The sequence below is a fragment of the Streptomyces sp. NPDC088116 genome (assembly GCF_044741745.1).
Classification (GTDB): Bacteria; Actinomycetota; Actinomycetes; order Streptomycetales; family Streptomycetaceae; genus Streptomyces.
The window spans coordinates 504,079-525,397 of sequence record NZ_JBIUTF010000001.1; the positions used below are offsets into that span (position 1 = coordinate 504,079).

A 21,319-nucleotide genomic window follows, 5' to 3' on the forward strand; every position below is an offset into this window, starting at 1 on the left:
CCCTTTCATCCGATATCCATGGAATCTATGGGATTCTCATCGTATGACGCCGATCACAGTGGTGGAGGGGCGGCGCCTGTCGCTCAGCAATCTGGACAAGATCCTTTACCCGGCCACCGGCACCACCAAGGGTGAGATCCTGCACTACTACGCCCGGACGGCGGGCCCCCTGCTGGCCCATCTCGCCGACCGCCCCGTCTCCTTCCTGCGCTATCCGGACGGGCCGGACGGCCAGCGTTTCTTCACCAAGAATCCGCCGCCCGGCACCCCCGCCTGGGTACGGATCGCCGAGGTGCCCAGAAAGACCGCCGACACCGGCAAACAGGTGGTGGTGGAGGAGCTGGCGGCGCTGATGTGGGCGGCGAACCTGGTCGTGGAGTTCCACACGCACCAGTGGCGGGCCCGGACGCCGGACCGTGCCGACCGGCTCGTCTTCGATCTGGATCCCGGGGCACCGGCGACCGCCGTGGAGTGCTGCCGCGTGGCGCTCTGGCTGCGGGAGCGGCTGGGCGCGGACGGTCTCGACGCGTACGCGAAGACCTCCGGCTCCAAGGGCCTGCATGTCCTCGTGCCGCTGGTGAGCGCCGACTGCGCCGAGGTCTCCGCGTACGCGAAGGGCCTGGCCGTCGAGGCCGAGGCGGCGCTGCCCGAGCTGGTGGTGCACCGGATGCGCCGTTCACTGCGGCCGGGGAAGGTCTTCGTCGACCACAGCCAGAACGCCGCCGCGAAGACGACGGCGGCGCCCTACACGCTGCGGGCCAGGGCCGAACCGACCGTCTCCACGCCTGTGACCTGGGACGAGATCGAGAGCTGTACGGCCGCCGAGCAGCTGGTCTTCCGCCTGGAGGACATCGCGGGCCGACTGGAGCGGTACGGAGACCTCCTCGGCCCGCTCCTCGATCCCGGCAGTGCCGGGCCGCTGCCCTGATCCGGCACAGGCGCGGGGAGCTGGGCCCAGGCAGGCCGTGCGGACCATCGGAACAAGCACCGGACAGTTCGGCGACAGCGCGGGAATTCCCGCACGGCCCGCCCTCCCGTCACCCCCGTGCGGCACACTCTCCCCAGGGCCCACCGCCCTCCCAGGGCCCCCAGGGTCCCCCTCACGGAAGGAACCCCGCACATGATCATCTTCGGCACCAAGGGCTATCTCTACCAACTGGCGATACTGACGCTGATCTGCGGCCAGTGCGGCAACCCGTCGGCACACACCCTCAAGAAGCGCGTCAGCAAATTCACCCTGTTCTTCGTGCCGCTCTTCCCGTTCTCCACCAAGTACGCGACGCAGTGCACTTTCTGCGGGTCGGAGCAGCAACTGACCAAGGATCAGGCCGACCAGCTGCTCGCCCAGAACGCCGGGCAGAGCGCCGGACAGCAGTACGGGCAGGGGGCTGGACAGGGCCACGGGAACGGACCCGGTTCCGGACCGGGCAACGGGCAGCGGAAAAACCCGTACCAGCACTGAGCCTCGCGGTCCACAAGGCCGAGAAACCGGTTTATCTCCCCATAAGGTGATGGAACGACCGATCGTTCCAGGAGCACCTTGTCCCCTCACCGCGCCGCAGTCGGCACAGCACTGGCGGCCGCCACCGCCACGCTGTCCCTCTCCCTGTCCGCGTGCAGCGACGAGGGCAGACTCAAGAGCGCCGGCCCCACCCCGACCGCCGTCGGCCCCGTACGCCTCTGGCCCGGACTCCCCAGCGTCTCCGCGCCGCCTCTCGACTTCGGGGAGCGCGACACGGCACGCGTCCCCGGCATCGCTGTCACGCCCGGTGCCATCGGCGCGCTGAGTCCCGTCACCGTCGTCCGGGCGGAGGCCGACGCCCACCCGGACGACATCGAGGGACCCGACGGATTCCCCGAGCAGACCGCCGCCCGGCTCGCCGAGTGCGAGGGGGACGGCCCCTGGACACACTCCGGTCGGGAACTCGGAAAGCCGCCGCCCGGCACCTCGTCCCGGCCCCGGCCCCCGGCATCACGGTCCCGGTCCGCGAAGCCCACGTTGTGTCCGGTTCTGAGGGCTTACCGCCACGATCTGACCGGTGATGGCCGGGACGAGCTGATCGTCGGCGTCAGAATGCCCGACCAGCAGCTCGCCGTCCGCTGCTACGCGGCCGAGAACGGCGGCCTCACCCGGATCATGTCCACCTCCGACCAGATCGTCGGCGTCGAACTGGCGGACCGGGATCTGATTGTGCGGGTGGTCTCGGCGGGCATGCCCGGGTACGAGTACCGGACGGCCTGGTCCTGGGACGCGCGGCAGGGCGTGATGCTCCCCGCCCGGGACGAGATCGTCCCCGCCGGAACGGCCCCCACCGGGTCACGCACCCCACCGGCGGCGGGCACCTCATGAGGCGGCACCCCGCGAGGAGACACCCCGGGTCCCGGCTGCCCGCCTGGACCGCACGCCCAGGAGCCCGGCTGCCCGCCTGGACCGCACACCGCGGGGCCCGGCTGCCTGCCTGGACCGCCACCCTCACCTGGAAGGCCGCCGTCTTCATCACGGTGATGTGCTGCGCCCTCGCCGCCCTCCTGGGCGCACTCGTCCATGTCTCGGTGACCCGCCAGACCGTCGACTCCGCGCGCGAGAAGGCCCTGTCCCGGCTGGACAGCGTCGCCGGGCTCTACGAGGCGGGCCAGCCGCTCCCCCGGTTCTCCGGCCTGGACACACACGGCCTGCCGGAGTCGCTGCGCGCGCTCGCGCTGAACGGACGGCGCGGCACGATGGTCGCCGGCTACCAGGGCCGGCCCACGATGTGGGCGGCCGGGCCCGCCGACGGCAGAGTGCTCGCCGTCCGGGTCGACTACACACTCAGCCAGGCGACCATCACCAACCTGGACCGGTCGATCTTCGGCTCCTCCGCACTCGCCATCGGCGCCACCCTTCTCGTCGGCGCGTTCGCCGTCACCCGTGTCACCCGACGGCTGCATCTGACCGCGCAGGTGGCCCGCCGGATCAGCGCCGGCGACCTCGACGCACGTGTCAACGACCCCCGTACGAAGGTTCCTTCACGGCCGCAGGACGAGGTGGCCACGGTCTCCGGAGCCCTGGACACCATGGCCTCCACGCTCCAGGGGAAGCTGCTGAGCGAGCAGCGTTTCACCGCCGATGTGGCCCATGAACTGCGCACCCCGCTGACCGGCCTCACCGCGGCGGCGGAGCTGCTGCCCGAGGGCCGGCCGACCGAGATGGTCCGGGACCGGGTACGGACGATGCGGACGCTGACCGAGGATCTGCTGGAGATCTCGCGTCTCGACGCCCGTACGGAGACGGTCGATCTGGCCGTCCACGCGCTGGCGCCGCTGGCCGAGGGGGTGGTGCGCGCGTCGAACACCGCGATGGACGTGACGACGGAGCTACGGGTCGTCAGGGACGCCTCCGTGGAGACCGACCGGCGGCGGCTGGAGCGGGTCCTGGGCAACCTCGTCGCCAACGCCCACAAGCACGGCCGGCCCCCGGTGGTCCTGACCGTGGACGGCCCGGTCGTGACGGTACGCGATCATGGCGCGGGCTATCCGCCATATCTGCTGGAGCACGGGCCGCAGCGGTTCCGTACGGAGAGCGGCAGCGGCGGCAAGGGGCACGGGCTGGGACTGACCATCGCCGTCGGGCAGTCCGCGGCGATCGGCGCCGAGCTGGTGTTCGGCGATGCCCCGGACGGCGGGGCGCTCGCCCGGGTGACGCTTCCCGAATACGTACCTCCCGCCCGCCTAGGCCCTCCCGCCCCTCCCGTCGCCGCCCACGCGAAGGCCGGTCACACCCTGGCCGGTCACACCGCTGTCCCGCCGGACTGACACCGACCCGGAAGTCGCACCGAGTGCTGCATTGCCATGCATTGCGGACATAACACATGCCGCCTTGCTACGTTCAGCGCATGACCGCACCGAAGGCGGACTCTCCCCCGCCCGAGCTCCGCCTCGCCAAGCGCCGGGGTGTGGAACTCTCGCTCCTCGTCTGCGCCGTCCTCATCTCCGTCTTCGGTTACATCGGCGTCGGTTTCGGCAAGAACGACGCCCTGCCGCCCGACGCCGCCGGATACGGGGCCGGACTGGGCGTGCTCGCCCTCCTCGCGCACATGGCGGTCCGGTTCCGGGCCCCGTACGCGGATCCGCTGCTCCTGCCCATCGCGGTCCTCCTCAACGGACTCGGTCTGGTGCTGATCTACCGGCTCGACCTGGAGACCCCGGACAACCGGGCCGCGTCCACCCAACTGGTGTGGTCCACACTGGGCGTGGCGCTGTTCATCGCCGTCGTCGCGCTCCTGCGTGACCATCGCGTACTCCAGCGGTACGCCTACCTCGCGGTCGCCACCGCGCTGGTCCTGCTGATCGTGCCGATCTTCTTCCCCGCCGTGAACGGGGCCAAGATCTGGATCAGGGTCGGCGGATTCTCCTTCCAGCCGGGCGAGTTCGCCAAGATCCTGCTCGCGGTCTTCTTCGCCGCTTACCTCGCCGCCAACCGCAACGCCCTGGCGTACACCGGCCGTACGGTCTGGCGGCTCCAGCTCCCCACCGGCCGGGTCCTCGGCCCTCTGGTGGCGATCTGGCTGCTCAGCGTCATGGTCCTGGTCCTCGAACGGGACCTGGGCACCTCGCTGCTCTTCTTCGGACTGTTCGTGATCATGCTGTACGTGGCGACCGGGCGCACCGGCTGGATCGCCGTCGGGCTGTTGCTCGCCGCGGTCGGCGCCTTCGCCGTCGGGTCGCTCGAACCCCATGTGAACAGCCGGGTGCAGGACTGGCTGCACCCCTTCGCGTCCATCGACGCGGGCCTCGGCCCCGGCCAACTCGCCCAGTCCCTCTTCGCGTTCGCGGCGGGCGGGATGTTCGGCACCGGCCTCGGGCGGGGCCGTTCGATCCTCATCGGTTTCGCCGCCAAGTCGGACTTCATCCTGGCCACGGCGGGCGAGGAGTTGGGCCTGGTCGGTCTGACGGCCATCTTCATGCTGTACGCGCTGCTGGTCGCCCGCGGGTTCCGTACCGGCCTCTCGCTGTTCGATCCCTTCGGCCGGCTGCTCGCCGTCGGCCTCGCCTCGATCCTCGCCCTCCAGGTCTTCGTCATCGCGGGCGGCGTGATGGGGCTGATCCCGCTCACCGGTATGGCGATGCCCTTCCTCGCCCAGGGCGGCTCGTCCGTGGTCACCAACTGGATCATGGTGGCGCTGCTGATCCGGCTCAGCCACTCGGCCCGCAGCCCCCGACCGGCGGACGTGGAGACAGGAGTCATCGCGCCGACGGCCGGGGCCCCCTGGAGGAGCGGACCCCCCTGGGAGAACGGCGGCCCCGGGAGGCAAGGGCAGTCACGGAGAAACCCGGAGTCCCGAAGAAACCCGGAGTCCCGGAGGAACCGGGAGGACGAGCGGTGACCCGCTACATCCGGCGGACCGCCTTCTTCTGCCTGCTGCTCCTGGCCGCCCTCCTGGTCAACGCGGCCAGGATCCAGGTCATCGAAGCCGACTCCCTCGACAGGAATCCCGCCAACCGCCGTGACACCGTGGCCCGTTACTCCCAGCCGCGCGGCAACATCCTCGTCGGCGGAAGGACCGTCACCGGATCCAAGGACACCGGCCAGCAACTGCGGTACGAGCGTACGTACACACAGGGCCCGCTGTACGCGCCCGTCACCGGTTACGCCTCCCAGACGTACGGCACGACCCTGCTGGAGAGCGCCGAGGACGACGTCCTCTCCGGTACGGCCTCGACGCTCGCCCCGCTGCCCTTCTGGAACGACATCACCCGCAGCCGGCAGCCGGGCGGCCAGGTCTCCACCACCATCGACGCGTCGATGCAGCGCGCCGGGTACGAAGGTCTCGCCGGCCGGCGGGGCGCGGTCGCGGCCGTCGAGCCGTCCAGCGGCAAGATCCTGGCGCTGGTCAGCAGCCCCTCGTACGACCCCGGGCAGCTGTCGGGCACGGGCCCCGGCGTCACCGGTGCCTGGTCCCGGCTGAACGGCGAGAGCGACCAGCCGATGCTCGACCGGGCCATCCGGCAGACCTATCCACCCGGTTCGACCTTCAAGATCGTGACGGCGGCCGCCGCGCTCGACTCCCGGACGGTCACCGATCCCGGCGCCCCGACCGACATCCCTGAGCCGTACGTCCTGCCGGGGACGGACACCACACTCCCCAACGAGGCCGAGGGGTGCGACAAGGCGTCGCTGGAGTACGCCATCACCTGGTCCTGCAACACGGTGATGGCCGGACTCGGCGTACGGACCGGGCTGTCCGGGATGGTGGACACGGTGGAGAAGTTCGGCTTCAACGACACCGGGATCACGATCCCGTCGGGGGTCGCCGCGTCCCATTTCGACACCCGCATGAGCGACGATCAGCTGGCGCTGTCCTCGATCGGGCAGTACGACACGAGGGCCACCCCGCTCCAGATGGCGATGGTCGCGTCGGCGGTCGCCAACGGCGGGGACCTCAAGTACCCCTATCTGGTGGGCCGCATCCTCGCGTCGGACGGCGATGTCGAGTCCCGTACGCACGAGCGGACCTACCAGCGCGCGATGAACCCCGCCACAGCTCAGTGGTTGCGACGGATGATGGTCGATGTCGTCGAGGAGGGTACGGGCACGAGCGCGGCGATCGACGGCGCGACGGTCGGCGGCAAGACGGGGACGGCGCAGCACGGGGTGGGCAACTCCGGTACGCCGTATGCCTGGTTCATCGCCTGGGCGCAGGCGGACGACGCGGTCCGGCCGGCGGTCGCGGTGGCGGTGGTGGTCGAGGACGCCGAGGCCGACAGGGCGGACATCAGCGGCGGGGGCGACGCGGCGCCGATCGCGCGGGCGGTGATGGAGGAGGCGCTGCGAGACTGAGAGCTGGAGGGATCTCTTGGCAGGGACAGCGGGGAAGACGGAAGCGGTGGGTGGCACCGGGGCGGTGGCGCGGGCGCTCGCGCGGATCGAACGGCTCGACCCACGGCTGTGTGCCTTTGTCGAGGTCTGGGGTGAGGAAGCCCTGGAGCGGGCCCGGACGGTGGACCGTCAACTGCCTTTGTCCGGAGTGCCGTTCGGGGTGAAGGGGCCGACCGGCATCCGGTCGTACGCGGCGGAGCGGCTGATCGCGGCCGGGGCGATACCGGTCGGTTCGACGGCGGTGCCGGGGCCCGGCACGTACTGGCAGACCTGGGGGCAGGGCCGGTACGGCCGTACGGTCAACCCGTACCGCGCCGACCGTACTCCTGGTGGTTCCTCGGCGGGGTCGGCGGTGGCGGTCGCGGCGGGCATGGTCCCACTGGCGACCGGCAGCGACGGCGCCGGTTCGGTCCGTATCCCGGCCGCCTGGTGCGGGGTGTTCGGCCTGAAGACGACGAACGGGCTGCTGCCCTCACCGGACCGTACGGGCCTGGCCTCGGCGGGTGTGCTGGCCCGGTCCGCGGCGCAGGCGGCGGCGTATCTGCGGTGTGTCCTCGATTCGGACGAGACACCCGGGCCCGCGCCGGGGCCCGCGCCGGTGCCCGCTGTCTTCTCCCCCGACCTGGGATTCGCCGGGCCGGACCCGGAGGTGGTGGCGGTGGTACGGGCGGCGGTGGAGCGGCTGGTGGCGGCCGGGATCGTACAACTCGTCCGGACACAAAGGCCGTTCACCCTGCTCGACCCCCGCGAGGCGTGGCTGGCGATACGGGGCGGCGCGCCGCCGGGAGACACCGGCACCCCGGCCCTGGCGGTACGGGCGGAGAACGACCGGCGGCTCGACGCGCTGTTCGCCCGCACGCCGCTGCTGCTCACCCCGGTCACACCGAACCGCCCACACGGTCACGAGGGTCCGGGTGAGCGCTACTCCACCGCGCTGACCTGGGCATTCAACCTGAGCGGGCACCCTGCGGCGAGCATTCCGGCCGGCTTCACGGCGGACGGATGCCCGGTGGGGCTACAGCTGGTGGCCGATCGTGGAGCGGAACTCTCGCTGGTGGACATCGCCCTGGCGGCGGAACGCGGGTGAACGCGGATGCGTGTCACCCGCCTTGAACTCCCCGTGGAATCAAGGCCGTCGTGCCTCGCCCGATCCCCGCAGTGTGTTCGGCGTATATCCATTATGGCCCCGCACACGGCCCGATTCCGTCCTCCCGCAGAATGATCTCGTGGCGCGCCGGGCGCCGTAGCGTAGGCGCATGCCCACTCCCAATCCCACCCCTCTGCCCCTGCCTGCCCACGCCCTCCATGTCCGCGACCACGGGGGTGACGGCGACGGCCCGGCCCTCGTCCTCCTCCACGGCTTCGGGCGTTCGCTCGCCGACTGGGAGACCGTCGCGCCGCTGCTCGTCCCCCACCACCGCCGGGTACTCGCCCTGGATCTGCCGGGTCACGGCCGCTCCGAAGGCGGCTCCGGGACCCCTGGACCGTGGTCGTTCGAGGCGACCGTCACCGCGATCGAGCGGGCGCTCCAGCCGTACGGCATCCCGCACGCCGTCCCCGTCGGCCACTCGCTGGGCGGCATGATCGCGCTCCAGTACGCCGTCCAGAACACCGCCCGGCACGGCGGGGCGTGTCCTGGCGCCGTCAATCTCGACGGGTTCTGGTGGGGGCGCCCCGAGCAGTACCCGGACCTCGACCATGCGACCGTCACCGAGGGCCTGGCCCGGATCGGCGAGATGACGCGGTCGACCGCCGGGCTGATCGCGCCCGCCGAGTACGTGGAGCAACAGGCGCTCTACGCGGGCAGGTTCGGCATCCCGTACGCGCGCGCCGAGGCGGCGACGCGCGGCGCGGTCCGCGAACTGCCCGACGGCCGCTTCCAGACGCTGCCCCTACGCGAAGAGGCGCTGGAGACGTTGGACGCGCTGGACGCCCTCGACATCCTCGCGCTGATACGGCGCGTGCCGTGTCCCGTGCTGTGCGTCCGGGGCCGGCGCCCGCAGCCTCCGATGCCGGGGATGGAGTGGTTCGAGGAGCTGATCGAGTCGCATGCGAAGGGACTCGACCGGGATCTGGCGGAACTCGTACGGGAACGGCCGGACTCGGTCACCGTCGAGGACATCGACGCGACGCACGCGATGCTGCTGGAGGAGCCCGAGTCGGTGGCCGAGCGGCTGCTCGCCTTCACCCGCACGCTCTGAACACCCCTGCCGCACACCGCCGTCCGGGGGAATCAGTACATGGTTCCCCCGAGCCCTACCTGGTTCGGTAGGCCCGGAGAAAGGTCCGTACTCCCTCGACGACGAGTGGCCGGACGCGGGTGTCCTCCACGGCGTTCGCGGAACCGAGCCTGTCCAGCGCGACGCCGAAGGTCAGCGCGATGAACTGGTCCGCCGCGAGCCGGGGGTCGGGGACGTCGAGCAGCCCGGCAGACGCGAGGGCGGCGAACCGCTCGGCGAGTGCCTCGTCGGGGGTGTCGGCCATGGAGTTGTAGCCCCGGTGCGGCAGGTGGCCGGACTCCGCCCGGACCAGTCGTTGCAGCGTCGCGTACTCCGCCGAGTCGAGCATGTCGGTCGCGATGCGCATCGAGAACGTGACCAGGGCGTCTTCGAGGTCGACGGCCTCGGTGCGGTCGGTGAGGGTGTCGTCGAGAGTGCGCCGGATCGTGGTGATCAGCGACTGGCCGACGCCGTCGACCACTGCTCGCAGCAGCGTCTGCTTGTCGCCGAAGTAGTCGTAGACCGTCCGCTTGGACACCCCTGCGCGAGCGGCGACCGCGTCGACGCTGGAGCGGTCGAAGCCGTCGGCGAGGAACAGTTCCCGGGCCGCCGCGAGGATGGCGGCCCGCTTCCGCGTGGAGCCCTCGCGCAGTGTCTTCGTGGTCGGCATGAGCACATCCTAACCTTTCTGCACTGCACGGTGTAGTGTAATTTCCGTTCCGAGCGTGCCGCACTCGTGCACCCGCTCGTCCGGCGGAGTGGTGCGTGCGTCAACTCGGTCACCGCTTCCCCGGGTTCGCCCCGCCGGACGGCGTCGGACCTGTCCACGAAGCACCAAGCGCACCGCGCCCGCGTGCGCGTGCATGGCCGCCGTGTCCGCGCCGGGTCCGGCAAGGCGGCAGTGCCACGCGTACGGCCGGCCCCCCTTGCCCGCCCGGCTCGCTCGCCCGGCTTGCTCGCCCGGCAAAGACGGAAAGGACGTCCATGCCCACGACTCTCGATCCCCCGGTCCGCATCGGGAAGGCCGCTGTCGGAGCCCTCGGCGCGCTGGCGGTCGCCACCGGTGCCTTGGAGTCGGTGGTGACGCCGACGCTCCCGCTCCTGCAACGCGAGCTGGACATGAGTCCCGCCGAAGGGGCTCTCCTCAGCGTCATGCTCCTCATCACCGGCGCGCTCATCACACCGGTCGCGGGCAAGTTCGGCGACCGGTACGGCGGTAAACGGGTCCTGATCCGGCTGATGTCAGTGGTCGCGGCCGGTGGCCTGGTGTCCGCCCTGGCGCCCAACCTGCCGGTGCTGCTGCTCGGTCAGGTACTCCAGGGGGCGATGGTGGGCGCCCTGCCCCTGTCGTTCATCCTGGTGCGCGAACACCTCCCCGCGGGAGAGGCGAAGGTGGCCATCGGGGTGGTCAGCGGGTTGTTCGTGGGGGGCGGGATGGCGGGAACGCTGTCGGCCGGGCCTGTGGCGGAACAGCTTTCCCGGCACTGGATGTTCGCGCTGCCGACGATGGCCGTCGTCGGGGCCACCGTGCTGGTGAACAGGCTGATGCCGCATGATCCGCCGGGCCGGTCGGACGAATCCGGGGTCGACTGGCCCGGCCTGGTTCTCCTGAGCGGGACGCTGGTCACGCTCATGCTCGTACTCGCGCTGGCACCCGAGATCGCCTCGCGGCCGCTCGTGCTCGCCGCCCTCCTCGTGGTGCTGGCCGCCTTTGTGTCCGGATGGGTCGCCGTCGAGCGTCGTGCGGCCTCGCCGATGGTCGATCTGCGCATGCTGGCGCGGCCCGCGGTGTGGAAGTCGTGTGTGCTCACGTTCGTGATCTGCGTCGGCACCTCGGTGCCGGTTTATCTCGTCCCGCAGCTGTTCGCGGTGTCCGCCGACGGGTACGGCTTCGGGGCCGGCGCCACCGAGATCGGCTTCTACCTGCTGCCCGGCGCCATTGCCGCGTCGCTGGCCGGGCCGCTCGGCGGGATGGGGGCGCGGCGTTTCGGCTCGCGTGCCGTGGTCACCGCCGGGATCGTCATCATGGTCGCCGCCCTGATCGCCCTGGCAGCCGTGCACACCGAGGTCTGGCACCTCGTCATCGGCAAGACGATGATCGCGCTTGCCAACGGCCTGTGCGTCACGGCGATGGTGACCGGCACCGCCACCTCCGTCGATCGAAGTGACACCGGCATCGCCACCAGCCTGGTCCTGGTGACACGCGTGCTCGGCTTCGCCGTGGGTGTGCAGGCCAGTGGAGCGATCCTCACCGCCGGGACCCCTTCCGGGTCGGATGTCCCGGCCGAATCGGCCTTCGTCACCGGCTTCGTCATAGCCGGCGCCGTCACGGCGTCGGCCCTGCTCGTCGCCCGCACCATGAACAAAGGAGTCAGGGAATGACCGGCACCGATGTGTCGAGGGACATCCGTACCGCGCCGAGGCGCACGGTCCTGATATCCGGGGCCGGCGTCGCGGGGCCCGCCCTCGCGTTCTGGCTGAACCGCTACGGATTCGCGGTCACGGTGGTCGAGAGGGCGGGCGCGCCTCGTGGCGGTGGTTACCCCGTCGACGTACGCGGTACCGCACTCGAGGTCGTCCGGAGAATGGGAATCCTGCCAGGGCTGCGGGACGCGCACATCGACCTGCGCCGGCTGACCTTCCTCGACAGGGACGGCGGCGAGGTGGCCTCGGTCGACCCGCACACCGTCACCGGCGGTGTCGCGGGAGCGGACCTGGAGGTGCGGCGCGGGGATCTGACCGGCGCTCTGTACACGGCGGTCCGTGACGACGTGGAGTTCTTGTTCAACGACCGCATCGACACCCTCGACCAGTCCGGCCACGGAGTCGACGTCACCTTCCTCGGAGGCAGCAGACGTACGTTCGACTTGGTGTGCGGTGCGGACGGACTGCACTCGCGTACCCGCGCGTTCCTGTTCGGCCCCGAAGAACAGTTCCACCGGTACCTCGGCTACTGCTTCGCCGGATTCACCCTGCGCGACACCTTCGGGCTCTCCCACGAGACCATCATGTGGAACACCCCGGGCAGGGCCGCGGCGCTCTACGCCCCGGGGGACAACGACGAGGTGCACGCCCTCCTGAACTTCGCCCATCCGGAACCGCCGTTCGAAGCGTTCCGGAACCCCCAGGCCCAACGGGACCTGGTCACCGCGGTGTTCGCCGACGCGGGATGGGAGGTCCCGGGCCTGCTCGCCGCCATGCGCGACGCGGACGACCTGTTCTTCGACGCGGTCAGCCAGATCCGGATGCCCCGCTGGTCCAGCGGCAGGGTCGCGCTGGTGGGCGACGCCGCGTACGCACCCTCGTTCCTCACCGGACAGGGCTCCAGCCTCGCGCTCGTCGGCGCGTACATGCTCGCCTCTTCCCTGGCCGACCGGGACCACGCCGCCGGCTTCGCCGCCTACGAACACAGCACCCGCGAGTTCGTGACCGTGAACCAGGACCAGGTCGGCGAGGGCGACGCCACACTCTTCCCGACCACCGCTCGGGCCCTGGAGCAGCGCAACGACATGCTGCGCAATCTCGGCGCCATGCCTCCCGGGGAGGGACGACCGGCCCACTCGGCCCTCACCCTGCCCGCCTTCACGCCCATGACGTGAGGGGGCGGCATGGCCGCTCGACTATCGTCGTCAGGGCGCCTGGACTGCCAGGTGTACCGGGCGTACCGGGCCTGGACGACAGCTCGTACATGATCAGGGTTCGTCCGGCCGGACCCCGTCGTGAGTGGAGTCATGAACAGCACGGAGACCCCCTTTGTCGGCGGGCCGATGGACGGGCGCGTCCTGCCCGTCCTGACCGGTCCGACCGGGCAGCCGCCCAAGTGGTACGAGATCCCCGTGCCCGACGCGGACGGCGGACCGGCCACCGTGCTGACCTACCGGCGCGCACCGGCCGGGTACACCAAGCGGCTCGGAATCCAGCGCGGCTGGATGTACGAGTACGTCCCCGAGGGCCGCGAGCGCCGCACGCTGAGGTGGCCCTGGTCCAAGCCGGGCGGCGGCTCCGCGCCGTAACGGAGGCCGCCCGCCCGTCCCTCCGAGGGGTGATGCTGTTGCGCCAGCTTGCCCCTTAATGCGGTATTCACTTCTCATATCACTCCATCATCACCTAGTGCTGGCGGCCCAGGGCCGACTGGACGGCCCTTCCCGCGACCGGAGGTGATGGTGTGTCAGGCAGAGTGCTGCGATCCGCCTGTACGGCGGCACTGGCGACGGTGACGGTACTGGCGGCGGTGCCGTTCGCCTCGTACGCCGCCGCGGAGCCGGGCGACGACAGGGGCCCCGGTACGTCAACGGCCGGGACATCGACGCCCGGTACGGCCGTGCCCGGTACGGCCGTACCCGGTACGGCCGTACCCGGTACGTCGGCATCCGCCGCTACGACGCCCGCCACTTCGACGCCCGGCGAGGGCGCGGCCGGCAGCGGTGCCGCGCCCGCCGCCTCGCCGCCCGTCACCGTCGCCGGGATGCTGACCGAGCTACAACGGCTCTACCGCGAGGCCGAAGAGGCCACCGAGGCGTACAACGCGACCAAGACCGAACTGATCCGGCAGCGCGCCGAGGTCAAGAGGCTCTCCACCGGGCTCACCCAGGCCCGTACCGCACTGGCGCGCAGCCACGACGATGTCGGCCGGCTGGCACGTGAGCAGTACCAGGGGCAGTCCGAACTCTCCGGCTATCTAAGGCTGTTGCTCGCCCGCGACCCTCAGCACGCCCTGGACGAGGGGTATCTGCTGGAGCACGCCGCGCGTGGCCGGGCTGCGACGGTGTCCCGGCTCGCGGGCGGGGAGAAGCGTGCCGACGCTCTGGCGGCGGCGTCCCGGGAGGCCCTCGACGCCCAGCAGAAGCTCGCCGTCAAGCAGCAGAGGCAGCGGGACATGGTCAGGTCCCGGCTCCAGGAGGTCGAGAAACTGCTCGCCTCCCTCAGCGCCGAGCAGATCGCCGCGGTGGCCGCGCTGGAGAAGGCCGGTACGGCCAGAGCCCAGCGGGAACTGCTCTCCTCCGGGGCCCTCGGGGAGCAGCCGGCCGGCGCGGCCGGGCCGCAGGCCGATGCGCAGGCGGGCGCGGAGCCCGGGACGCCGCCCAGGACGCCCTCCCAGGACGGCGGCGAAGCCCTCGACTTCGCCGTCGACCAGCTCGGCAAACCGTACGAGTGGGGCGCCGAGGGGCCCGATTCCTTCGACTGTTCGGGGCTGACCCAACAGGCCTGGGCGCACGCCGGCCTGACCATCCCCCGTACCAGCCAGGAGCAGTGGAGCGAACTCCCCCGGGTCTCACTGCGCGAACTGCGCCCCGGTGACCTGGTGATCTACTTCCCCAAGGCCACACATGTGGCGATCTATCTGGGCGACGGAATGGTGATCCAGGCGCCCCGCCCCGGAACCCGCGTCAAGGTCTCCCCCATCGCGGCGAACCCGCTGCTCGGCGCCGTACGACCGGACCCGGGCGCCGCGTCCCTGGCTCCGGCGGCGTACGAACCGCCGGAGCTGCCCCCGGGTGCCAAGGACGGTTCGGACACGGGCTACAGCCAGACTTCCGGCCCGGAGAGCTGAGGGCTGAGGGCTGAGGGCTGAGGGCTGGGAGCTGACGGCTGAGAGCACTTCCGATCCGAAGAGCTGAGGGCCGAGGGCCGAGGGCCGAGAGCGATCGGTCGCGGCGAGCCGCGCCGGCCGGCCGCGTCAGGCCGCGCCCGCTGCCTCCGCCTCGGCCTGCGCCAGGTACGCGTACGTCTTCTCCGGCTCGTAGAAGAAGTTCTCGAAGTCGGAGGGGTCGTTGAAGCCGTTCACGAACCGGCGGGCGACCGCCGGGAACCGGCCCGCCGTGCCGATCAGTGCCAGGACATGCTCCGGCGGGACACCCAGCATGGCGTTCGTCCACTTGGTGACATGCCGCGCGATGTCCCAGTAACCGTCGAACGTCGACCGCATCCACGCCTCGTCGAACGGCCGGTCGCCGTGCGCCACGATCGAGTCCAGATACGAAGCGGCGCATTTGGAGGCCGAGTTGGAGCCCTGGCCGGTGATCGGGTCGTTGGCGACAACGACGTCGGCGACCCCGAGGACGAGACCGCCGCCGGGCAGCCGCCCTATCGGGTTCCGTACGGTCGGCGCGTACCGGCCTGCCAGAGTGCCGCCCGCGTCCGTCAGTTCGACCTTCCGGGCGCGCTCGTACTCCCAGGGCGTGAAGCGCTCCATCAGCTCCAGCGTGAGCGAGAGATGCTCGGCCGGGTCCTTGACGCCCTGGAACACATCGAGCGGCCCGCCGGGTATCCCCTCCCAGAAGAGGATGTCGGCGCGGCCGGAGGTGGTGAGGGTGGGCATCATGAACAGTTCGCCGACGCCCGGCACCAGGTTGCAGCGGACCGCGTCGAAGTCCGGGTGCTCCGGGCGCGGGCCGAGTCCGTGGACGTAGGAGACGGCGAGCGCGCGCTGCGGGGCGTCGTACGGGGAGCGGGAGGCGTCGCGGCCGAACATCGAGACCAGTTCGCCCTTGCCCGCCGCGACCATGACAAGGTCGTATGTACGGGCGAAGAAGTCCAGGTCGGAGACCGCCGCGCCGTGGATCACCAACTGGCCACCGCGCTGAGCGAAGGTCTCCATCCAGCCCGCCATCTTGACCCGCTGGTCGACGGACTGGCCGTACCCGTCGAGCTTGCCGACCCAGTCGACGGCGCGGCTGGAGTCCGGGGCGGCCACCGAGACGCCGAGCCCGTCGATCGTCGGCGCCTGGGTCTCCCAGAAGTCCAGGCGCAGATCGCGCTCGTGCTGGAGCGCGGTGTCGAACATGGCTTGCGTGGACATGACCCGGCCGGAGCGGATCTCGTCCGACGTACGGTTGGACATGAGGGTGACCTCGTACCCCCGTGACTGGAGTCCGAGGGCGAGCTGAAGCCCGGACTGGCCGGCTCCGACGATGAGTATCTTCCGCATGGCGGGTTCTCCGTTGCGTACGTGGTGCGGCTTGGCGCGCGCGGCTGACAACTGGCGTTGACCGAAGACCAACGCAGGCAGACGCTACCCCGGCTCCCCGGCTACTCGGCGGAAACCGCCAGCGCGTGACGTACCAGAGCGAGCAAGGAGTCGACCGCCGTCTGCCGCCGGCGCGCGTCCATGATCTGTACGGGGACGCTCGGCGGTATCGACAGGGCGTCCCGCACATCCGCCGGCTCGAACGCCTGGGTGCCATCGAAGTGGTTGACGGCGACGACGTACGGCAGTCCGCAGCTCTCGAAGTAGTCGAGCGCGGGGAAGCAGTCGGGCAGCCGCCGGGTGTCGGCCAGGACGACCGCGCCGATCGCGCCGCGCACCAGGTCGTCCCACATGAACCAGAAGCGCTGCTGGCCCGGCGTACCGAACAGGTACAGCACAAGGTCGTCGTCGAGGGTGATGCGTCCGTAGTCCATCGCGACGGTCGTGGTGACCTTGTCGGGCGTGGCGCTGAGATCGTCGGTCTCCGCGCTGGCCTGGGTCATCATGGCCTCGGTCTGGAGCGGGGGTATCTCCGAGACCGCGCCGACGAAGGTCGTCTTGCCGACGCCGAAGCCGCCGGCGATCACTATCTTGGTGGAGATCGGCGCGCGGGTACGGTCCAACTGCCAGGCCTGGAGCGCCTCTTCGGGTTCCGGCTCGGGGGCGGCGGCGCTTTCCGGCCCGGCGGCACGCGCCGGCGCGGCGGCTCGCTCGGGCTCGGCGGCGTGCTCCGGCGCGGGAGCCACCGTCGAGGTCGAGAAGCCGGACGCGCCGGACACGCGTGAGGATTCGGAGGTACGAGAAGCCTCAGGGGTAGTGCGAGAGGTCCCTGTGAGGCCGGAGGCCTCGGTTACACCTGTGGCGTCAGAGACGGCGGAGTCCACTCAGTACCCTTTCCAGCAGCGCGTGATCGGGCTGGCCGGTGCCGTGCCCGGTTCCATATACACGGATCTTTCCCTGGTCGGCCAGGTCGCTGATCAGCACCCGGACCACCCCCAGCGGCATCTTGAGCAGCGCCGACACCTCGGCGACGGTCCGCATGCGCCGGCACAGCTCGACGATGGCCAGCATCTCCGGCATCAGGCGGGACGCTCCCCCACCGTTGGACAGCTCTCTGCGTTCGTCGGCCGCTTCGAGCGCGGCGACGAACGTCTCGACCAGCAGGACGTGCCCGAAGCGGGTACGTCCGCCGGTGAGCGAATACGGACGGACCCGCGCCGGGCGGCGGTCGCCGCCGCGCATGGGCAGCTTGCGCGGGGCAGACCCCGCGGCGGCCGTCATCAGGCACTCTCCATCGATTTGCGCAGCTCGTCGCGGAGTTCAGGGGTCAGCACATGGCCGGCCCGTCCCACGAAGAGCGCCATGTGGTAGGCCACCACACTCATGTCGCAGTCCGGTGTGGCATGCACCCCGAGCAGCGAACCGTCGCTGATCGCCATGACGAAGACGCTGCCCGACTCCATGGCGACCATGGTCTGCTTGACCCCGCCGCCGTCCATCAGCTTCGCCGCCCCGATGGTGAGGCTGCCGATGCCGGAGACGATGGTGGCCAGGTCGGCGCTGGAACCGCGCGGCCCCTTCCGCCGCTCGGTGGTGGCCGCCTCGGCGTTCTGCTCCGCGTCCGAGGAGAGCAGGAGGAGTCCGTCGGACGAGACGACGGCGACCGAACGTGCTCCTGGTACCTCCTCGACGAGGTTCTTCAACAGCCAATGCAGGTTACGGGCTTCACTGCTCAGTCCGAATGTGCCGGTCGCAGTCAACTGCGTGCCTCCTCGACTGTCTCCCCCGTCGCTTCGGTTGGTACATCAGTCTGCTCTGTCGACGCTGTGTGCTGCGTAAGGCCGGACCGGTCGGTGAGTTCGGTCTGCCCCGTGGTCCCGGTCCGGTCGGTCTGGTCGATCCGATCGGTCTGGTCTGTCCGATCGGCCTGGTCTGTCCGGTCTGGCTGATCGGCCTGGTCCGTCTGGTCCGTCAGTTCGGCCTCGACGTCGCGCCGGCCTTCCTTGGCCCCCTGGTGGAAGCCACCGAGCCTGCGGCGCAGCGCCTCGGCGTCGACACCGCCGCTGCGCCCGGTGGGCGCGGTGGCGGGTTCGACGATCTTGGGGGTCCGCTTGGGCAGACCCTTGTCGGTGACGCGTCCCTCCGCGCCCACGGCGTCCGGTCCCGCGCCCGCGTCCGTACCCGTGTCCGGTGCCACCTCGGTGGTTCCGGCCGGGGGCGGGGTGTCGCGGGGCTGCGAGGGCAGCCGCATGGCGAAGGTGTCCTGGTCGGTACCGGTGGTCTCCGGTTCGCCGTCGGGGACGCGCGCGTGGCTGTCGGGGCCGATCGCGTACGGGCCGGGCCGGGCCTCGGACTCCTCGACCGGCTCGGACGACGCCTCGGCGGCGACTTCCGGTGCCTGCGCCGCTTGCGTCACCGCCGCCGCTTGCGTCTCCGCCGCTTCGGCCGCCTTCGCCTCAGCCGCCGCCTTCGCCTCCGACCTGCGGATCGCCGCCTCGGCGGCCGCCACCAGCGGGTCGGACGCCGAACGCTTCGGAAGGGCGTCGGCTCCGGCCTCGGGCGCGGCGGGCGCGGGCGCGGGTGCGGCGGGCAGGGGGTTCGCCGTCGGGGCCGGGGGCGGCACGGCGGCCGACGGCGGTTCCGGGAGGAGGGCCTGCGGCAGTACGACAACCGCGGCCACACCGCCCTTGTGGTGCTCGCGCAGTTCGACCCGTACGCCATGACGCGCCGCGAGCAGCGCGGCGACGCGCAGTCCGAGCCCCTCGCCCTCGGCCCCGTCGTTCCCCTGAGTGTCCGGGTCGGCGAGCCGTGCGTTGAGGGCGGTGAGCCGGTCGCCGGACATGCCGATGCCCTGGTCCTGTACGGAGAGCATCACTTCGCCGCTCTCCATCAGCCAGCCGGAGAGCCGCACCTCGGCGTCCGGCGGCGAGAAGGCGGTGGCGTTCTCCAGCAGTTCGGCGACGAGATGGCTGAGGTCGTCCGCGGCGAAGCCGACCACCTGCGCGTGCGGCGGCAGGGACTGGATCGTGACGCGCTCGTACCGCTCGATCTCGCTCACGGACGCGCGCAGGACGTCCACGAGCGGGACGGGACCCGTGGGGCCGTGGCCGTGGTCGTGGCCCGCGAGCACCAGCAGGTTCTCGCTGTGCCGGCGCATGACCGTGGCCATGTGGTCGAGCTTGAAGAGGGTGGCGAGCCGCTCCGGGTCCTGCTCGCGGTCCTCCAGCCCCTCGATGACCCCGAGCTGGCGCTCCACCAGGCCGAGCGTGCGCAGCGAGAGGTTCACGAAGGTGTGGTGGACGGTGTGCCGCAACTGGCCGAGCCGGGTGGTGAGTTCGGCCACCTGCTCCTGGAGTTCGGCACGCTGGTCGGCGACCTTCTGCCGCGCGCCGATCAGGTCGGTGCGGTCGCTGTCCAGCTTCTCGGTACGGGTGGAGAGTTCGGCGAGCGTGCCGTGCAGGCTGTTGACGGACCGTACGACCTGGGCGAACTCGTCGTTGCGCCCGGTGAAGCGGATCGGCTCCTCGGTCCCGGGCGCCCCGGCGAGCCGGGCGGCTCCGATCCGTACGACGGCGAGCGGCCTGGTGAGCGTACGGGCGACGGCGGCGGACACCCCGACGGCGATCAGCAGACACCCGCCGAGCAGCGCGATCCGCAGCTCCAGGCCGGTGACGGCGTCGTCGCGCAGCTTCTCCAGCCGCTCCACCTGGCCGGAGCCGAGGCCGGACTCGACGCCGCGCATGTGGTCGATCCGGGCGGAGAGCGCGGCCTCGACCTTCTCCTGGTTGGCGCCGCGGTCGGACGCGGAGAGTTCGGGGCGGTCGGTGAGCTGCGTCAGATATGCCTCGGCGGTCTTGACGTCGGGCCCGGTGACCGTGGCCGAGAGGGAGTCGCGCGCCGTGGTGTTGGCGGTCTGGTCGAAGTCGGCGAGCGCGGCGAGTTCACGGACGCGCGACTTCTGGGCGTCGGCGCTGAGTTCGTCGCGGAGCTGGTCCTTCTTCTTGCTGTCCGCGCTGTCGGCGGGTGTCACGGGGAGCCCGGTGACCGGGTCGAACGTCGGCGTCCCGGCGGTGCCGGAGGGCACGGCGAGCGCGGCCAGCAGCAGCCCGCGGGTGGCGGACGCCTGCTCGACGGCACGGCCGAGGGCGCCGGCGGCGCGGCTGCCGTCGGCGGCTTCGGCCGGGGTGTTCTCGGCCAGCTCGTCGGCGAGCGTCTGGAGCTTGGCGATGACCTCGGAGTACGCGCGGTACGCCTCCATCGCCGAGCCCTTGCCGGTGAGGGCGGTGCGGCGGATGGAGGGGACGGTGGAGAGGTCGTGCAGCAGGCCGGGCGAGACGGAGGCGGCGTCGCGGATCTCGTCGATCTTCCGGTCGACGCGGGCGCTGCGGGTCTCCGAGAGCTGGTACTTGCCCTTGCTCCGCCCGCCCGGCTGCTCGTCGCGGCCGGCGGCGATGTAGACGATGACCTCGTCGCGCTCGTCCGCGAGGGACTGGGTGAGCGTCACGGCCTGCCGGTTGAGTTCGGCGAGGTTGACCAGGCTCTGGGCGTCGTTCAGCTCGGTGGAGGCGCTCAGTACGGCGGGAGAGCCCGCCGCGACGACGGTGACGCCCAGGACGGCCACACCGGCGACGAGCCGGTTGCGTACCCGCACCCGCCGTCCGCCCGGGACGTTGCCGGACCCGGCACCGGCAGTGCCCGCACCGGGTGCGCCCGCCCGGGGCGTGCCTGTTCCGACCGCGCCTGTCCCGTCCGTGCCCGTCCCGGCAGCCGTACCTGTCCCGGTCGTGCCCGCCTGGCTCGTGTCTGCCTCGCCGGTCCCGGCCGTGGTGGCCTCCCCGTGCGTGACACCGTTACCCCGAGGCCGCTTTTTCTGCACCGGTGCTCGCATTCTCGACTCGTCCGCCCATGAAGCAGAGGTGACGGCCGGTCACAACGAGAGAACCCCACCTCTGGCCACCCCTGGCACGGCCTCAGACCATTCCAGCGCCATTCGGAGGGAGACGCGCATCGACCGCCCCGCCACCTGAACGAGTGAACATCACGGAGGAGTTGACCAACAAGTCTTCCCCGCTCCCGCCCCACCCGAACCTGGCGTGCCGGGTGGACCTTCCGCCGAGGCTTTGGCAGGATGCCCGCCCGCAGCTCCCCGGAACGGCCCGTTCGGGCCCCGCGCGCCCTTCGCCCCCGCGCCGCGCCGCGCCCACTGTGACCGAATGACATCGGTTGACCTGGCCGTACGGCTTGCGCGACACGGGGTGGAGGCCCCGTGAAGGATTC

The 21,319-nt window shown here is 71.3% G+C and carries 18 protein-coding genes; 12 read left to right on the top strand and 6 right to left on the bottom strand.

The features are described from left to right. Window positions 1-43 precede the first annotated feature (43 nt). The 8 genes from ligD to ACIOJD_RS02235 all read left to right on the top strand — a co-directional run bounded on the left by ligD (window position 44) and on the right by ACIOJD_RS02235 (window position 9,057). Window positions 44-928 carry a non-homologous end-joining DNA ligase gene (gene ligD, locus ACIOJD_RS02200; protein ID WP_401907768.1) on the top strand — a complete coding sequence of 295 codons (885 nt, stop codon included), beginning with the start codon at window positions 44-46 and terminating at the stop codon, window positions 926-928. 192 nt (window positions 929-1,120) lie between these two features. Then, complete coding sequence (locus tag ACIOJD_RS02205; protein WP_401907769.1) at window positions 1,121-1,462, top strand: zinc-ribbon domain-containing protein; 342 nt, start codon at window positions 1,121-1,123, stop codon at window positions 1,460-1,462. A gap of 78 nt (window positions 1,463-1,540) precedes the next feature. Beyond that, window positions 1,541-2,350, top strand: a complete 810-nt coding sequence (locus ACIOJD_RS02210; protein ID WP_401907770.1) for a hypothetical protein — start codon at window positions 1,541-1,543, stop codon at window positions 2,348-2,350. Then, the gene (locus tag ACIOJD_RS02215) at window positions 2,347-3,792 is read left to right on the top strand and encodes an ATP-binding protein (protein ID WP_401907771.1); all 1,446 of its coding nucleotides are present in this window, start codon (window positions 2,347-2,349) and stop codon (window positions 3,790-3,792) included. Before ACIOJD_RS02210 ends, ACIOJD_RS02215 begins: the two co-directional genes overlap by 4 nt. Before the next feature lie 80 nt (window positions 3,793-3,872). After that, window positions 3,873-5,363 carry an FtsW/RodA/SpoVE family cell cycle protein gene (locus ACIOJD_RS02220; protein WP_401907772.1) on the top strand — a complete coding sequence of 497 codons (1,491 nt, stop codon included), beginning with the start codon at window positions 3,873-3,875 and terminating at the stop codon, window positions 5,361-5,363. After that, a complete protein-coding gene (locus ACIOJD_RS02225) occupies window positions 5,360-6,817 on the top strand; it encodes a penicillin-binding transpeptidase domain-containing protein (protein ID WP_401907773.1) in 1,458 nt (485 codons plus the stop codon). The genes ACIOJD_RS02220 and ACIOJD_RS02225 overlap by 4 nt, the downstream gene beginning before the upstream one ends. A 16-nt stretch (window positions 6,818-6,833) precedes the next feature. Beyond that, window positions 6,834-7,943 carry an amidase family protein gene (locus ACIOJD_RS02230; RefSeq protein WP_401907774.1) on the top strand — a complete coding sequence of 370 codons (1,110 nt, stop codon included), beginning with the start codon at window positions 6,834-6,836 and terminating at the stop codon, window positions 7,941-7,943. Between the two features lie 169 nt (window positions 7,944-8,112). Beyond that, window positions 8,113-9,057 (top strand): alpha/beta fold hydrolase, encoded by a 945-nt coding sequence (locus tag ACIOJD_RS02235; RefSeq protein ID WP_401907775.1) that lies wholly within the window; start codon window positions 8,113-8,115, stop codon window positions 9,055-9,057. 55 nt (window positions 9,058-9,112) lie between these two features. Here ACIOJD_RS02235 and ACIOJD_RS02240 read toward each other — a convergent pair whose 3' ends face one another. Continuing rightward, complete coding sequence (locus ACIOJD_RS02240; protein WP_401907776.1) at window positions 9,113-9,745, bottom strand: TetR/AcrR family transcriptional regulator; 633 nt, start codon at window positions 9,743-9,745, stop codon at window positions 9,113-9,115. A gap of 314 nt (window positions 9,746-10,059) precedes the next feature. Here ACIOJD_RS02240 and ACIOJD_RS02245 point away from each other — a divergent pair, with 314 nt between their 5' ends. The 4 genes from ACIOJD_RS02245 (at window position 10,060) to ACIOJD_RS02260 (ending at window position 14,626) form a co-directional block, all read left to right on the top strand. After that, window positions 10,060-11,457, top strand: a complete 1,398-nt coding sequence (locus ACIOJD_RS02245) for an MFS transporter (protein ID WP_401907777.1) — start codon at window positions 10,060-10,062, stop codon at window positions 11,455-11,457. Next, entirely contained in the window at window positions 11,454-12,674 is a 1,221-nt protein-coding gene (locus tag ACIOJD_RS02250) for an FAD-dependent monooxygenase (RefSeq protein ID WP_401907778.1), read from the top strand. The genes ACIOJD_RS02245 and ACIOJD_RS02250 overlap by 4 nt, the downstream gene beginning before the upstream one ends. Window positions 12,675-12,806: 132 nt before the next feature. After that, the gene (locus tag ACIOJD_RS02255) at window positions 12,807-13,088 is read left to right on the top strand and encodes a hypothetical protein (RefSeq protein ID WP_401907779.1); all 282 of its coding nucleotides are present in this window, start codon (window positions 12,807-12,809) and stop codon (window positions 13,086-13,088) included. Window positions 13,089-13,240: 152 nt separating this feature from the next. Then, window positions 13,241-14,626, top strand: coding sequence for an NlpC/P60 family protein (locus ACIOJD_RS02260; protein WP_401907780.1), 1,386 nt, complete (start codon window positions 13,241-13,243; stop codon window positions 14,624-14,626). 126 nt (window positions 14,627-14,752) lie between these two features. Here the strand turns inward: ACIOJD_RS02260 and ACIOJD_RS02265 are convergent, their stop codons facing one another. The 5 genes from ACIOJD_RS02265 to ACIOJD_RS02285 all read right to left on the bottom strand — a co-directional run bounded on the left by ACIOJD_RS02265 (window position 14,753) and on the right by ACIOJD_RS02285 (window position 20,930). Next, window positions 14,753-16,003, bottom strand: a complete 1,251-nt coding sequence (locus ACIOJD_RS02265) for a styrene monooxygenase/indole monooxygenase family protein (RefSeq protein WP_401907781.1) — start codon at window positions 16,001-16,003, stop codon at window positions 14,753-14,755. Between the two features lie 101 nt (window positions 16,004-16,104). Continuing rightward, on the bottom strand, window positions 16,105-16,788 hold the full coding sequence (locus ACIOJD_RS02270) for a GTP-binding protein (RefSeq protein ID WP_401908887.1): 684 nt from the start codon (window positions 16,786-16,788) through the stop codon (window positions 16,105-16,107). A gap of 118 nt (window positions 16,789-16,906) precedes the next feature. Next, window positions 16,907-17,323 carry a DUF742 domain-containing protein gene (locus ACIOJD_RS02275; protein ID WP_401907782.1) on the bottom strand — a complete coding sequence of 139 codons (417 nt, stop codon included), beginning with the start codon at window positions 17,321-17,323 and terminating at the stop codon, window positions 16,907-16,909. Then, the gene (locus ACIOJD_RS02280; protein WP_401907783.1) at window positions 17,323-17,802 is read right to left on the bottom strand and encodes a roadblock/LC7 domain-containing protein; all 480 of its coding nucleotides are present in this window, start codon (window positions 17,800-17,802) and stop codon (window positions 17,323-17,325) included. The genes ACIOJD_RS02275 and ACIOJD_RS02280 overlap by 1 nt, the downstream gene beginning before the upstream one ends. Then, window positions 17,799-20,930, bottom strand: a complete 3,132-nt coding sequence (locus ACIOJD_RS02285; protein ID WP_401907784.1) for a nitrate- and nitrite sensing domain-containing protein — start codon at window positions 20,928-20,930, stop codon at window positions 17,799-17,801. Before ACIOJD_RS02285 ends, ACIOJD_RS02280 begins: the two co-directional genes overlap by 4 nt. Between the last annotated feature and the right edge of the window lie 389 nt (window positions 20,931-21,319).